This is a genomic window from Methylococcus sp. S1M (assembly GCF_051295855.1).
Taxonomy (GTDB): domain Bacteria; phylum Pseudomonadota; class Gammaproteobacteria; order Methylococcales; family Methylococcaceae; genus Methylococcus; species Methylococcus capsulatus.
In genome coordinates this window covers 79,159-93,009 of sequence record NZ_JBPDXO010000006.1, presented here as the reverse complement: position 1 = coordinate 93,009, position 13,851 = coordinate 79,159, and the positions used below count along the sequence as shown (strand labels likewise).

The window sequence follows — 13,851 nt, the reverse complement described above, 5'->3', positions numbered from 1 at the left end:
CATGCGTCAAATCGTACTGGACACCGAAACCACCGGCCTCGATCCCAAAGCCGGCCACCGTATCATCGAAATCGGCTGCGTGGAGCTGCTCGACCGGCGGATCACCCAGAACCGCTTCCACGTCTATATCAACCCCGAACGGGAAATCGATGCCGGCGCGATCGAAGTACACGGCCTGACCAATGAGTTCCTGGCCGGTATGCCGGTGTTCAGGAACATCGCGGACGATTTCCTGAACTTCATCAGCGGCGCCGAACTCATCATCCATAACGCAGCTTTCGACGTCGGCTTCCTCGACCACGAACTCTCGCTCCTGGGCGAAAACCGGGGTCGGATCGCGGACTATTGCGGCATCTGCGACACCCTGGCGATGGCGCGCAAGAACCACCCGGGCCAGCGCAACAGCCTGGATGCCCTGTGCAAACGCTACAATGTCGACAACAGCCGCCGGGAACTGCACGGTGCCTTGCTCGACGCAGAAATCCTCGCCGACGTCTACCTGGCGATGACCGGCGGACAGATCACCATGCTGCTGGAGGCTGACGCCGAGTCCGGGGGGGCTCGCGGGTCCGATGGAGGGTTCGAACGGCTTGTGGTGACCCCCTCTGCTGGCTCCGTTCATGCTCAGCCCGGGCCGCTCGGGGCAAATTCCGTCGAACGGGAGCAAGCCGCGCCTCGGTCGGTCGACACCGCCCGCCCGCGGCTGCGGGTCATCCGCAGCACGCCCGAGGAGGCCGAAGCCCACGCCGCTCGCCTGGATGCCATCGCCAAGGCGAGCTCCGGCAACTGCCTGTGGTCCCGCTAGCATGTGGCCCCTGCATCGGGTATCCTACGCCGCTTGATCGGGCTGGCGGCTGGACCCGCAAACTCCGATTCTCGTCTTTCACGGAAGCGTGGCCGAGTGGTTGAAGGCACCGGTCTTGAAAACCGGCAACGGGAAACCGTTCGTGAGTTCGAATCTCACCGCTTCCGCCAATCGAGCTCCTGATGAAGCCCCGGGGCGCCCATGAGCAATATGGCCCGGCGGGTTTTTGTCGACCAAAGAAATCCATCGATCGCTACACACAGGCGCCAGTAACGTCATCGGTTCTATCACCGGCTTCTCCCGCGAGACGTCGGGGGCGCCATCGGTCGAGTCACATTGCCGATGTCGCGCCTGTCATGTTGCCGCTTGGAAAACGACCGTGTTGAATACAGAGACGGCCACAGATTTATCGGGGACTCCGCAACACTTGGTCGAAGTAGGGCTCAAGACCGTCGAGACGGCTGCCTGTCCCTCGCGCGGCGATGACTTGATCGGGACGGACGAGAACCCATCCAGAACCATCGAGATGAAACCGGTCGCGTGCTGCGCCGCCGGGATCGGATCGTTCGTCGAGGCGAACGATCCTTAGCCGATCGCCGGTTCCTTCCATGATGCCATCGACGGGGATCGGATGGCGCGAATCCTCGAAAAGCAAGAGACTGTGGTGAGGTTCCGAAAGCAGTGACCATAGCCGGCGCGGGGGATCCGCCAGGGCGGCGTCTCGTGCCCGCGCGCCGACGCCGGTGCGCCTGGGCTTGTGCGGCGGCGATCCTAGGGCGACCAGCGGGCCTTCGCGATAGACGATCTCGGTTTCCGACAATTCAACCTGCAGCATTTTTTGCACGGCGGACATATTGCCGAAGACGGTGACAGCCACGTCTCTGAGTATGGTGTCGAGCCTGCCGCCTCCGAATGCCAGATGAAGTTTCCGTGCTGCCGCCTTGACCACACTGCGGGCGATCGGCCGGCGTTCGGCCTCGTAGCTGTCAAGCAGAAGATCGGCATTGCCGATGCCATTCGCTGCATAGGCGAGTTTCCAGCCGAGATTGACGGCATCCTGGATGCCCGTATTCATGCCCTGCCCGCCGGCGGGACTGTGGATGTGTGCGGCATCGCCGACGAGAAAGCACCGTCCGGCGCGATAGCGCTCGGCGAGGCGCTCGTTGATGCGGAACGCCGATAGCCAGCTTGCATCGTGCAGGCGCAAGCCACTCGGGCCATGGCGGTCTATGTGCTCTTGCAATTCGGCGATCGTCGTCGCCTCGTCGCCCGCTCCAGGCTTTCGCACGGCGAAAACTCGCCAGGTCGCTTCCTCAAAGGGGAACAGTGCGACGGTGCCGCCGTTGTGCCACCAGAGATAGATGCTGTTGTGGTCTAGCCCGCCACCGTCGATCAGGACGTCGCCGAGCAGATAGGTCTGAGGTTCCGTATAGCCCTGGAACTCGATGCCGAGAGCTTGGCGCACGGTGCTGCGGGCGCCGTCGCAGCCCGCAAGATAAGGGGTACGCTGGATTTCCACCCGGCCATTGGGATGTTTTAGCTCGGCGGTGACGCCTTCCTGATCCTGGGAAAGCTGTGTCAGCTCGACGCCGCGCTCGATTTCAACGCCCAGCTCAGCGAGCTTGGCGGCCAGAATCCGTTCGGTGCGGGCCTGCGACAGCAACAGAGGAAAGGGATAGGGGCTATCGATACCGTCGCCGATGGCCATTGCCGCAAGTTCGCGGGGACCGCTGCCGATGCGCAGTGAATGCAGCCTCGCGCCTTCGGCGAGCAGTGCGTCCATGACCCCCATGCCTTCCAGTACTTCCATGCTCGCGCTCCAGACCGCCAGCGCCTTGGACACACCGGCAGGTTCTGGTTTGCGCTCGACAAGGCGCACGGGGACGCCATAGCGGCGAAGGGTGATGGCAAGCGACAACCCGGTCGGTCCTGCACCGACCACCAAAATCTCGCGGTTCATGATTGACTCCGACGTTGGCTTGAGTGGGTTAGAGAGCGAGACCTAGCGCGTCCAAGCGCTCGAGCTGCATGTAGTCTTCATAGACTCCGATCATACTGCCGGGAACGACCTCGATCAGAGTGCGGTTTTCGACCCAGACTTCAATGACGTTGAATGCCGGTGGCAGGCCCGGCGCGGCGCGGCCGAACAGCTTGGTGCGCCAACCGGCTCGAATGCCGATTGCCTCGATTTCGGCGTGCTCGAGAGGCGTCGACAGCATGACGTGAAACGGCACGAATTGGCGGTCCGCCGGACTCTGGGCGTAGCTGACGGGCGCGTCACCTTCACCCGGCATCATGATTACCGTGTCGGGATAGACCTCGATCATGGTACCGTGGGGGTCGCCGCTGACGGCCATCGCTGCGTCAGCCAAGGGGCCGGGAAAGCGGAAAGCCCGCCCGCCAAGCATTTCGGCCAGAATCCCGGCGACGTGGAGGGGATCGCGCGCGGGGAGGGAGACATGGTGAATCATGGCTTGAACTCGTCGTCCGGATCGGGGGATGGAAGTGTGTTCGAGGGCGACCCGTCCAGGCTGGACGGGTCCTTCTTCAAGGCATCTATCAGTACGCGGATCGCCCACCCGGCGACCAGGCGTGTCTCCTCGGGCGTGAAACCGCAGGTATCCCTCAGCCAGCGCCACAGCGCGGGTGTCCAGAAGGCGGCGACGACAAGGCCGCCCCTGCGGAGCTGTTCGGGCGTGTGATCGGGGAGCTCAGCACTGATCGCATCCAGCCACCCGCCATGTCGGCGGTCCCGGTCGGCCAGACGCTGACGGTCCCAGGAAGGCTTGTTCATGAGATTTCTCAAGAGAGGGCCGTACTCCTCGTAACGCGGGAATAGGCGGTCAGGCAGGGTCGCCAGTTCTCTGAGGGAGGGTAAGGGTTGATCCAGCCCCAATCGAGGTTTCAGCCACTGAAAAAAAGCCGCGATCAGGTCGTCCATGGTCGGAAAGTGGGCGTAGACCGTCGGCGGCGACACGCCGGAAAGTTCGGCAACGCGTCGCAAAGTCAGTCTCTCGATGTCATTTTTTTCCAGGTAATCCTTCGCTGCCATCAGGATGCGTTCACGCGTCATGGCCGATTGGGCTTCGCGCAACGGGCTTTGATACGGTCGGGATGTCGACATTGTGCTATTTGGTGTGTCTGACGATAATTGATATTTTTAATGTAAATACAATTGGTCAAGACGTGTTGAAATGTGACGACATTCTTCGGTCCGGTTGTAAGCCTTCCCGTCAAGCGGATTGAGTCCGTAAACTGCTGTAAATCGGGTGGGGAGGTAGTCACCGCTTCGGATCGGTAAATTGACGGTGTCGAATCGTTGATCAACCGAAGGAGCAGAGGCGGTGGCCGGGGTTGATGTTAGAGCCTGTTCACGATCTTCCATCCATCCGAGAATGCTGGGCTGTGCGGAAGAAAAACGACCCCAGCGACATCAGGCGGGAACGGTTCGAACAGAACAGGGGTTTGCTGGAGGGGCCTTGAAAAAATCAGGTTGGCGCGGTCCTTACCGGCCGGGGGCGCTTGGCTGGCCTGCCCAGATTCTTCGTGCCACTCATTCCTGGAGAATGGCCTCGGTTTCAGCGGTCTTCCCTCCCAATAACCTGAACGCCGTCGGCGTCAGATTCCCCAGACTCGAATGCGGGCGCACTTCGTTGTAATGACGCCGCCAGCTTTCGATCACCACCTTGGCTTCCGCCCGTGAGCGGAACCATTCCATCGACAGGCATTCATCGCGGAACTTGCCGTTGAAGCTTTCCGCCACACCGTTCTGCCATGGCTTGCCCGGCTCGATCAGCGCCATGTCCAGACCGTGATTCGTGGCCCAGCGCAACAGCGCATTGGAAACGAACTCCGGGCCGTTGTCCGAGCGCAGGATCTTCGGTACGCCGCGCACGCTCATCAACTGCGACAGCACTTCAATCACGCGGCTGGAGCGGATCGATCCGGCGACGTCGATTGCCAACGATTCGCGCGTGTATTCATCCACGACCGTCAGGCACTTCAACTGCTGTCCGCTGGCCGTGGTGTCGAACACAAAATCATAGGCCCATACCTGGTTCGCCATCGCGGGTGTCTGTGGGCGTGGCCGGCTTCCTGCAATCCTGCGCCGCGGTCGTTTCCTCGGTACTTGCAGCCCGGACTGGCTCCATAGCCGCCAGGCACGTCCGACGCTCATCTGATGCCCTTGGCGATCCAGGAATACATGAATGCGCCGGTAACCGAAGCGCGGGTACTGGGCAGACAGGATGGCCATGCTGGCCAGCGCCGGTGCATCCTTGACCGCCTTCACCGATTCATAATGCAGCGCGGAACGCGCGACATTCAGCAGCGTACACGCTCGCCGCTCGGACAGGCCGCGCATCCTGGCGTAGGCCACCTGTTTGCGGCGGGCGGGTACGCTCACCATTTTTTTACGGCGATCTCCTTCATCACTTCGATTTCGAGATCGCGATCCGCCAGCAACTTGCGTAGCTGGGTATTCTCCCGCTCCAACTGGCGCAGTCGCTTCACGTCACTGGCACCCTGCCGCCGAACCGTTGGCGCCACGTGTACAACGTCTGCTCGCTGACGCCGTGGGCCTTGGCCACGGCAGCCACCGAGGTCCGGTCGGCCTCCCGCAGCATGCCGACCATCTGTTCTTCCGTAAATCTGCTCTTCTTCATGACTTCCTTCTTTCCAAGGAAGCCATTCTCTCAAGTTTTATCTGGTCCGAAAAACCGGAAGCAGGTAATGCCTCTCCATTTCTCGCAACACATCGCCCAGCCGGTCCAGCCTGGCTTCACGTTCCTCGGCGGCGAATAGGCTCTCTTCGATCATGGCGCTTCAGCCAGGAAATTCAGGTCCGGTATTCTCACATGACCCCGGTTTTTCGATGTGCCCTTCAAGGGGTGACCAAACACTTCCCGGAGAACGCTCCAGGCTTCGAACAGAGCATAACTCCTTGCAGGAATATTACCACTCGGGACGTACCAGTTATGCTGAAGCATAACAATTATTTTTTAACTGTTATAAAGCTAGCCGCATCCTGAGTAACATATAGTTTTCATGCTATTACAATCCAGGCTTGATGATATTGTGTTTATGCTGGCCTGAACAATTCCTGGCATATATTTGTTTATTCCTGCGTACATTGTTTGTCTTGTGCCCTGCACTAATGCCGATGCCTGGCATGTATTGTATCTTGAATCACATTGCGATTTACAGTCACGAAGTCTTTCATTGCGGGCTTCTATAGCTGACGCAGTACGTTTCTCTTGTTCCTGGAGCGCCTCCTTCTTCTCCTTGGTCTGATTTTTTCTATCTTCTTCGGTTGTTAACATCATCTGTTTTTGCATCTGTGACAGATGATTTCTGGCCAGCTCCGAGAAAAACCCATTTGGATATATTCGCAAATATGATGAATAGTCCTCGGCATGACCGGCCTGCAATACAGCCTGCCAATAATCTTTTTCTTTGGATAGTAATTGAGACCCCCTAGCCGACCTGTGCGGGGGGGCATCCTCAGAATTATAAGGATCTGCAGGGGAAAAAATTGAAGCAAGCGGCTTCGTGATGTCCTTCTTTATGAAACCGCCTGTTATTTCATTCTCGGCAGCGACATTAATTGTTATTTCATTGTATTCGTTATTAAGCTCTTTATTGGATAGCTCCTTGGATATATCTAATATGGCTGCTCCGTCTTTTGTGGATGTGGTGCAACCACTGGCGCACACAATATCTGAATACCAAACTATTTTTGTGCCGTCTCTGACTGGAACATCAATCCACTCGGCACCGATCTTTGTTGTCAGTCTATCTTGATAGGTGCTGGTGCTGTGCTTACCCGTTAACATCTTATAGGCTAAGGGCCCGTCGCTGATCCAAACAATTGGGTTCCAGACGCCCAGCAGAAGCCATAATAATGGGTCTCGACAACATGTCGTAGTTTCGCTAACATTGTTTATCTTTATTTGATTTACTGGGATCAAATGCTTTTCATGAAACGTTGCCTTGATAATGCCATCAGATGTGCTGGCGAGGTTGAGTTCTTGTTGAATTTGTTCCGGCCGATCGAAACTTTTTTCGGTTACAGTTTCACCTGGAGTAACCTTTTTTTCTGTCTTTGTCGGCAGGCTGCAGCCAGCACATGTAAATAACAAAGATATTGCTATTAAAGCGACTATAGTTTTCATGCGGTTATCCAGTAATAATATTAATTATCAGTGCTGTAGTTACTTGTCTATCACAAAATAAACCGTCGCGATGCGCTTAGTGTTTGTTCAAAAAGCATGCTTCGCTTTCATTACAAGTTCCTGTAATGCCACGCTACTCCGTCAGCATAAAATCTATTTATGCCGGGACACATCTGGTTCAAATCATAATTTGAATAGCAGCCTCCCCCAGGCGCTGCACTGCCGGGTTGCTGCGTACCCAAAACAAAGCATATTTGCGCATTATTGGCGCTCGTCACCCTTAAGAAAGAGCAACCAGAGTTCAGAGGCCTAACCAGCGTAATTTGTTTTCCCAAAGATGGCTGTGGCAGAACAATATTTGACGGACCTCCTCCTGTCTGAAATACAAACTCCTCCGTAGTGTCTGATTCTTGGATGGCGTAAGTCCCACCACTCGTAGGGAGAAGACTGTATGGATGGATATTCGTAATAGGCCCTGGCGCGCCAGCCGGACCGGGCGGACCCTGGGGACCGGTTTCCCCTACAGGCCCTTGGGGTCCCACTGAACCAGGGGCGCCGTCTTGGCCGGGAACGCCTTGTGGACCCGCTGGCCCCATAGGTCCCGTTGCCCCCACGGGGCCGACCGACCCCTGGGGCCCGGCGGGCCCTTGAGGACCGGCCGCGCCGTCCGCTCCGGCTGGACCCTGCGGCCCCGCGTCACCCTTGGCCGCCAGCACTTCCCACTCCGTGTTCAGACTGCTGGAAGGCGCCAATCCTGACGTGCACCCCGCATTGAGGGTACAGCGCCAACTGGAGCCCGATTCAGTCACCACATCATTTAGCATGTATTGCGCAAGCACCGAGTCGCTCCATGGTCCGCGAGCGACCAGTCCGGGTGTGCCTGCTGGTCCCTGCGGTCCGGTCGGGCCAACCGTGCCTGCCGGGCCTTGCGGTCCTTCGGCACCTTGAGGTCCCGCCGGACCGGTTGCTCCCATCGGTCCTACAGGGCCGGTCGGACCAGTAGGGCCACCAGGACCTTGCGGCCCGGCGGGGCCGTGGAGGGTGATCTGAAGCATCGCGGAATGGCTCGTGTCCTTCGATTCCTTGCTGTCGAAGGTGATCGACGTATCGGTGTTCGTAGCCGCCGGAGCAATCTGTATGCCGAAATTGCCGGCCGGTGCCGCTACCCAGCTTTGCACCATATCGGTCAAATCCACCGTGACAAACTGGTTAGCCATGCCAGCAGATACGGGAATCGAGGTGAAATTAGGGCCAATCGTTGGCGCGGCCTCAACGCCTGTATAGTTTTCGCTCCACGCCGATTGAACTGGCGCAATCGCTATGGCACCGGTTTTGCTGACCTTGTTGACGTAAAACACCAACGTCGCCTTGGCAATATCCGTGGCGACTACATTATCGGGCAATGAAGACAAATCGAACCGAAGCAGGCTCCGAGCTTTGCTGTTGACAAAGAGATTCGGATTGAACCCTGAAGCTTCGTCTTTATCATCTGATGACTTCTTGTCTGGTGATTGTTTGGTGGATATATCGGCCGTGACCACCGCTTCTGTCGCTGAAGCGCTCATGGATATGCTGGTAAATAATCCTGCAGCGATTCCATACAACCTGCTGGCAAGAGCTGATCGCCCGACCCTTCCGCATTCGTCTGCATTCATGGCATCTCTCCGATCGTCTTTATAGGTATGTTATTAATTAGCCTACTGGTGGTCTGGCGGTCGTTCCGCTTATTGTTATTTTAAGTGGCCTCCGCAGCATGGTGCTGGACTACGGTTGCACGAACAGGAGCTTCGTTGTTGCGATTTTTCACTGCCTCGACAAATACGATATTTTTGTCGGGGTCGAACGTTGTGATGAGACTTTCCACTTTGTTCTGGGGCAGCGAGTCAAAAAGTCGCAAGAGTTCGTCGGCGCTGCGAAAGATCAGGTGCCAATCCATGTAGCTCTCCATGTAGCCTATATCCGGTATTTGGGGCAGGAAATTAGCCACAAGCATCCGTCCGCCCGGCTTCAAGAAGCTGAACATGTGCTCGATGAGTCGCTGAGCGATATTGTCGGGTAGATAGTCGAATAGCCCGGCAGCATAGACGAGCGACAATCCATTGAATTTGATCTTTCCATTGAGAATTTGACGGACAGAGCCAACCGACGCGGACACGTTGTAACGACCGTACTCGCGCTGAATGAGGGCGACACTTTCCTTGTCCTGGTCGATCGCATAGAGACGGCCGATCTGTCCGTTCAGCGCCGCCTGACTCAATTCGATCTCACGCAGATGTCCTGCGGCTATGGAAAGGATCAAGGGCTCGTTTTCTTGGGCGGCTGTTTCATCAATATAACGGGCGAGCAACTCGCGCCGGTAACGCACCGCTCGTGCGGCTGGGGCGTTCAGTGTAAATTTGGCGATCTCTTCTGCTATTCCGTCGAGCTCGATGTTTCGCGCACTGATCCCGTGGTAAATAAGATCGATCAATCCAGCATCGCCCGCATACCCTCTGGGTTTGGTGAAGGAATGCCGGGTGAACGGGCAAGAGTGCACGGCCTCCTTGACCGGGTGGGTTAGCGCTTCTGCAGCGACGAACTTGCGCCAGTCCTCGGGAGGCATCGCCATGCGTTTTGCGAACAATCCCTTGAACACCGTAGCAATGCCATCCGTGATTTCGCCTTGAGAAATGAGTGAGTGGGCGTCATCCAAGAACGTGTCGATATTGACGTTAGCCATCATCGATTTGCCTCCTTCTCCGGTTCTTTTAAGTTCTTATCGTCGATCTCGCCAGGGCCACGGATTTAGCCTCAGCCACGGATCCGCGATTGACCGCTTGCGAACTGAATCTACAGTCCTCGGTACGACAAAAACATCACCCATCTTGATGATGTTTTTTCTGGCGATTTGTGGTAAGGGCCGCCCGAAATGCCGTATGCTTCGCGAGGACTTTCTTTCGGAGCATTCGTCGTGACGCGGGAAGAGGAGTTGGATGAGCAGATCGGAACGCTGTACGAAGCGGCGTTGGAGCCGGAATTGTGGCGAGAGGCGATCGAAGGCCTATTGCGGATGGTGGACGCGCAAATCGGGCATTTGTACTTCTTGGAACGGAAGAGCGGACGGGTCACCAGCTCGATCATACCGGGGCCGGGATATCAAAGGGAGGAGATCGAACAGATCGATGCGGATTATTCCGCCTACTATCGAACCATCGATCCGCGGCAGGCGGTCGCGGGGTAATCCCCCCGGCCAATGAAGGGGTTCAGAAGTGGAATTTTCTCGTTAACGGGGAGTTCTGCATGAAGAAGCCGAAGTTTTCGGACAGCCAGATCATCGAGGCGCTGAAGCGGGTTGAAGCTGGGCTGCCGGCGCCGGCGTCGTGCCGGGAATTGGGGATCAGCACGGCGACGTTTTACAAGTGGCGAGCGAAGCATGGCGGCCTGGACGTGTCGATGATGGCCCGGATGAAGGAACTGGAAGCCGAGAATGCCCGGCTGAAGAAGATGTACGCGGAGGAGCGCCTGAAGGCCGACATTCTTCAGGAGGCGATTTCAAAAAAGTGGTGAGGCCATCTCACCTCCGTGAGATGGCCAAGCGTGCCGTCAGCGGGCACAGGGTGTCAATCCGCCTTGCCTGCGCGACATTTCAGGTCAGCGAAACCTGTTATCGGTACAGCGCCAAGCGCAATGCCGAGAACGAAGAAATCGCCGACTGGCTGCTACGGCTGACGGATAATCACCGCAACTGAGGATTCGGGCTGTGCTTCCTGTATTTGCGCAACGTGAAAGGATTCGGATGGAACCACAAACGGGTGTACCGGATATACCGCGAACTGGAACTGAATCTTCGCATCAAGCCGAGGAAACGGCTGAAACGGGACAAGCCTGAACCGCTCACGGTGCCGACACGAATCAACCAAGTCTGGTCGATGGACTTCATGCATGATCAGCTCGCCGATGGAAGGAAGTTCAGGTTGTTCAATGTGATTGATGACTTCAACCGCGCGTCGCTAGGGATGGAGGTGGACTTCTCGCTGCCGTCCGAGCGCGTCATCCGCGCCCTGGAGCAAGTGATGGAATGGCGGGGGCGACCACGGGTGATCCGCTGCGACAACGGGCCGGAGAATATCAGTGCGAAGGTCCAGGCCTTGGGCGGCATCACGCCAAAACAGCGGTTGGCCAGGGCCGCATAGCTCTACTTCTGATCTCCCCTAATTCCGGGAGGATTACCTTGGAAAACTTATCGCACTGTCGGCGGGGCATAAAAAGATTATTCTGTATTCCGCTCCTGGCAAGGAACCTTTTTATCGCAGCCTGGGCTTCAAACGCATGACGACAGCAATGGCCATTTTCGAAAATCAGTCACAGGCTCTCGGATGGGGTTTGGTCAACGAAACCTAACATCCATCAGGCGGAGCGCTGGGCGAACGCGCTCCGCTCCTTATTGTGAGATGTCATGCTGTCTGTCACTAAGCGTAAATAAATGAATGCCGCATCGCTCGTCATTCCGGCATGGACTCACGGCTGGCCATCCTGCCTGCCGCCCTTCGGGGAAATGCAAATCCGCTCCCGGCGGATTTGTGCCGGAATCGAGAAGCCAGGGATGGCAAGGCTGATACATCCATGTAACCTGGATCTCGACACTCGTCAGAGCGCGTAGCGAATCCATGCCGAGGTGACGCATGACTTTTCTTTCTTAACGCTTAGTATGAGCTTGAGGATTTTTCGGCCATCCCGTTTGTTGGCGCCTTTTGTCTCGGCGTTTTGGGATTATGAGGATTTGCTGGGCGGCGATAACCTCGCGCTCTCTATTCTTCCGGATACCGCAACCTATTTGTGCTTTTTGTACGCCGATTTGCTCACTACGAAGCACAAGGGGCAAACTTATACGACACGTAGCGGACTCGCCGGTTTCCAGAGTTTTCGAAGCGACCTCGGTGCGTCAGGTAAGGTATCTGGGGTTTCGGCGCGGCTGACTCCTTGGGGGTTGAATGTGTTCTGCCGGGGTGTTGCGAGAGATTGCGCGGAAAGGCGGGTCGATTGCCGGGATATTTTTCCTAAATATTCGATAGAGGAAATCGAGGACCAGTTGGCTCTCAAGACGGCGGCGAGTGAACGCGTTCAATGCGTCGAGCAGTTCCTGCTCTCCCGTTTGAATGTCGGTAATGATGACGTGCTGGTTCAAACCGCATGCAAGGCGCTCGATGAATCCGGCGGAAGCTGTCGTATTTCTATGGTTGCCCGTACCCTGGGCTTGAGTGAGCGCACGCTCGAACGGCGGTTTCAGGCTCATATCGGCGCTACGCCTAAGAAATACGCCCGCATAGTCCGTCTGCGGAGCGCGATATTACAGACCGGAAAATATTCGAGTTGGGCCGATCTCGCGTACGCGGCAGGCTACTACGATCAAAGCCATATGATTCACGAGTTCCGGGAGTTTTACGGGATGCCGCCAGAGTCCATTTATCCTCAAGTGAAGGCGTCCGGGACTATACGATGCTCCGGATTGCTGAATTTAAATGTGGCCGGATATCACAGCGATTAGCCGGTTTTCCCATAAAAGTTATTTCCAGACGCAGTCCATGCGTCTTCTCGCCGGTCGGCGGATTGGCGCCGCGATGCGCGTCGCGCCGTTCTGCTCTGTCGGATTTTTCCAATACGGGTTCCAGGCGGTGCTGAGACAGTGTGCAGGGGGGGCCATAGGCGATCGGGATTCGACGGAGTCGGCGCCGCCAGTGCAATCGTTGTGTTGTCCAAATTGATCGAGGAGATATCTGTGCTTACCAAGCAACCCATTGCAAAAAAACTGAACGTATCCGCGGATGTGGTCTGGAAAGTGGTCCGAAACATAGGGCGGCTCGATGTCTGGTTTCCGATCATCGAGACGTGCAGGGTGGAGGGCGAGGGAGCCGGTGCATTGCGGTACATGACCGTGGCGGGCGGCGGTGAGATCAGGGACACCATCGAAGAGATCGACGATGTCACCATGAGGCTGACCTATCTCCGGCCCTTGTCTCCGTTTCCCGTCACCTACTACAAAGGCACGGTGGAAGTATTCAAGTCTTACGATGGCTTAGCGATCGTGGTTTGGACCATCGATTTCGAGTCGGAGCCGGAGGATGCCGCATCGGTGGCGGAACTGGTGCGCAGCGCCATAAGCGACGGCATCGATGGCATGGAAAGGGATCTGCGCGGCGCGTAACGACAAATACTCAGAGCACCAGGCGGTCCAGCGTCAGTTCGTAGCCGGGCACGAATACGGCCATGAAATAGTCGACTTCCGGCAACTCCAGTTGCCGGATTTTTTCCCGGATTTCTTGTTCCGCGTTGACGAATTCGGTGTTGCCGGCCCGCCGTTCGGCGCCGCATTTCAGGTAGGCGGCGATGCGGTCGGCGGCTTTGATGAGGACACGGAACTCTTCCGGGATGGCTTCGGGCAGCAGTATCCGGGCGAACGCCGGTTTCAGCGTTTCCGGCAGCAGGGCCAGCAGTTCCTGCGAGGCTTTTTGCTCCAGATCCTTGTAGGCGTCGCGGATGGCGGGGGAGTGGTATTTGATCGGGGTGGGCAGGTCGCCGGTGATGGCTTCGCTCACGTCGTGGTAAAGCGCGGCGGCTGCGACCCGGTCGGCGTCGATGGGCCGGTGGAAGATTTCGCTGCGGATCACCGCCAGGGCGTGGGCGATGACGGCCACTTCCCAGCCGTGCTCCATGACGTTTTCTTCGTAGGCGTTGCGCATGAGGCCCCAGCGCTTGATCCAGCGCAGGCGGCCCAGATGGGCGAAAAACGGGCTTTGCTTCATGGGGTTGCGGGTTCCATGGGGTCGTGAAGGAGGTCCGACGAAGTATCGGCGGCGGTCTGGCGGGAGATCGCGGCATGCAGAAAAATGCGCGGGC

Annotated in this window: 11 protein-coding genes, 1 tRNA gene and 2 pseudogenes; 6 read left to right on the top strand and 8 right to left on the bottom strand. The window is 57.2% G+C overall.

All coding sequences use genetic code 11. The features are described from left to right. Position 1 precedes the first annotated feature (1 nt). On the top strand, positions 2-805 hold the full coding sequence (dnaQ, locus tag ACSHWJ_RS11680; protein WP_218797397.1) for a DNA polymerase III subunit epsilon: 804 nt from the start codon (positions 2-4) through the stop codon (positions 803-805). An 82-nt stretch (positions 806-887) separates the two neighbouring features. Beyond that, positions 888-975 (top strand) — tRNA-Ser (locus ACSHWJ_RS11675). Positions 976-1,211: 236 nt separating this feature from the next. On the opposite strand, the gene ACSHWJ_RS11670 is transcribed toward ACSHWJ_RS11675, so the two are convergent. From ACSHWJ_RS11670 to ACSHWJ_RS11640, 7 genes and pseudogenes are all read right to left on the bottom strand, one after another. Next, positions 1,212-2,765, bottom strand: a complete 1,554-nt coding sequence (locus tag ACSHWJ_RS11670) for an FAD-dependent oxidoreductase (RefSeq protein ID WP_218797398.1) — start codon at positions 2,763-2,765, stop codon at positions 1,212-1,214. A gap of 28 nt (positions 2,766-2,793) precedes the next feature. Beyond that, the gene (locus ACSHWJ_RS11665; RefSeq protein ID WP_017364873.1) at positions 2,794-3,276 is read right to left on the bottom strand and encodes a hypothetical protein; all 483 of its coding nucleotides are present in this window, start codon (positions 3,274-3,276) and stop codon (positions 2,794-2,796) included. Continuing rightward, positions 3,273-3,878, bottom strand: coding sequence for a TetR/AcrR family transcriptional regulator (locus ACSHWJ_RS11660; RefSeq protein WP_218797399.1), 606 nt, complete (start codon positions 3,876-3,878; stop codon positions 3,273-3,275). The genes ACSHWJ_RS11665 and ACSHWJ_RS11660 overlap by 4 nt, the downstream gene beginning before the upstream one ends. A gap of 480 nt (positions 3,879-4,358) precedes the next feature. Next, positions 4,359-5,469, bottom strand: a pseudogene (locus tag ACSHWJ_RS11655) (IS3 family transposase). Between the two features lie 351 nt (positions 5,470-5,820). Next, positions 5,821-6,978, bottom strand: coding sequence for a hypothetical protein (locus ACSHWJ_RS11650; protein WP_432539840.1), 1,158 nt, complete (start codon positions 6,976-6,978; stop codon positions 5,821-5,823). A gap of 110 nt (positions 6,979-7,088) precedes the next feature. Continuing rightward, the gene (locus ACSHWJ_RS11645) at positions 7,089-8,543 is read right to left on the bottom strand and encodes a DNRLRE domain-containing protein (protein WP_435928740.1); all 1,455 of its coding nucleotides are present in this window, start codon (positions 8,541-8,543) and stop codon (positions 7,089-7,091) included. Positions 8,544-8,713: 170 nt separating this feature from the next. Further along, positions 8,714-9,700 (bottom strand): class I SAM-dependent methyltransferase, encoded by a 987-nt coding sequence (locus ACSHWJ_RS11640; RefSeq protein WP_218797402.1) that lies wholly within the window; start codon positions 9,698-9,700, stop codon positions 8,714-8,716. Between the two features lie 228 nt (positions 9,701-9,928). Between ACSHWJ_RS11640 and ACSHWJ_RS11635 the strand changes: the two genes are divergently transcribed. The 4 genes and pseudogenes from ACSHWJ_RS11635 to ACSHWJ_RS11620 all read left to right on the top strand — a co-directional run bounded on the left by ACSHWJ_RS11635 (position 9,929) and on the right by ACSHWJ_RS11620 (position 13,159). Beyond that, positions 9,929-10,198 (top strand): hypothetical protein, encoded by a 270-nt coding sequence (locus ACSHWJ_RS11635; protein WP_218797403.1) that lies wholly within the window; start codon positions 9,929-9,931, stop codon positions 10,196-10,198. Positions 10,199-10,257: 59 nt separating this feature from the next. Next, a pseudogene (locus ACSHWJ_RS11630) lies at positions 10,258-11,099 on the top strand (IS3 family transposase); the annotation flags it as partial. Between the two features lie 566 nt (positions 11,100-11,665). Continuing rightward, positions 11,666-12,502, top strand: coding sequence for a helix-turn-helix domain-containing protein (locus tag ACSHWJ_RS11625; RefSeq protein ID WP_432539841.1), 837 nt, complete (start codon positions 11,666-11,668; stop codon positions 12,500-12,502). Positions 12,503-12,733: 231 nt separating this feature from the next. After that, on the top strand, positions 12,734-13,159 hold the full coding sequence (locus ACSHWJ_RS11620; RefSeq protein WP_010960149.1) for an SRPBCC family protein: 426 nt from the start codon (positions 12,734-12,736) through the stop codon (positions 13,157-13,159). Positions 13,160-13,169: 10 nt separating this feature from the next. Here the strand turns inward: ACSHWJ_RS11620 and yfbR are convergent, their stop codons facing one another. Next, positions 13,170-13,757, bottom strand: coding sequence for a 5'-deoxynucleotidase (gene yfbR, locus ACSHWJ_RS11615; protein WP_010960150.1), 588 nt, complete (start codon positions 13,755-13,757; stop codon positions 13,170-13,172). Between the last annotated feature and the right edge of the window lie 94 nt (positions 13,758-13,851).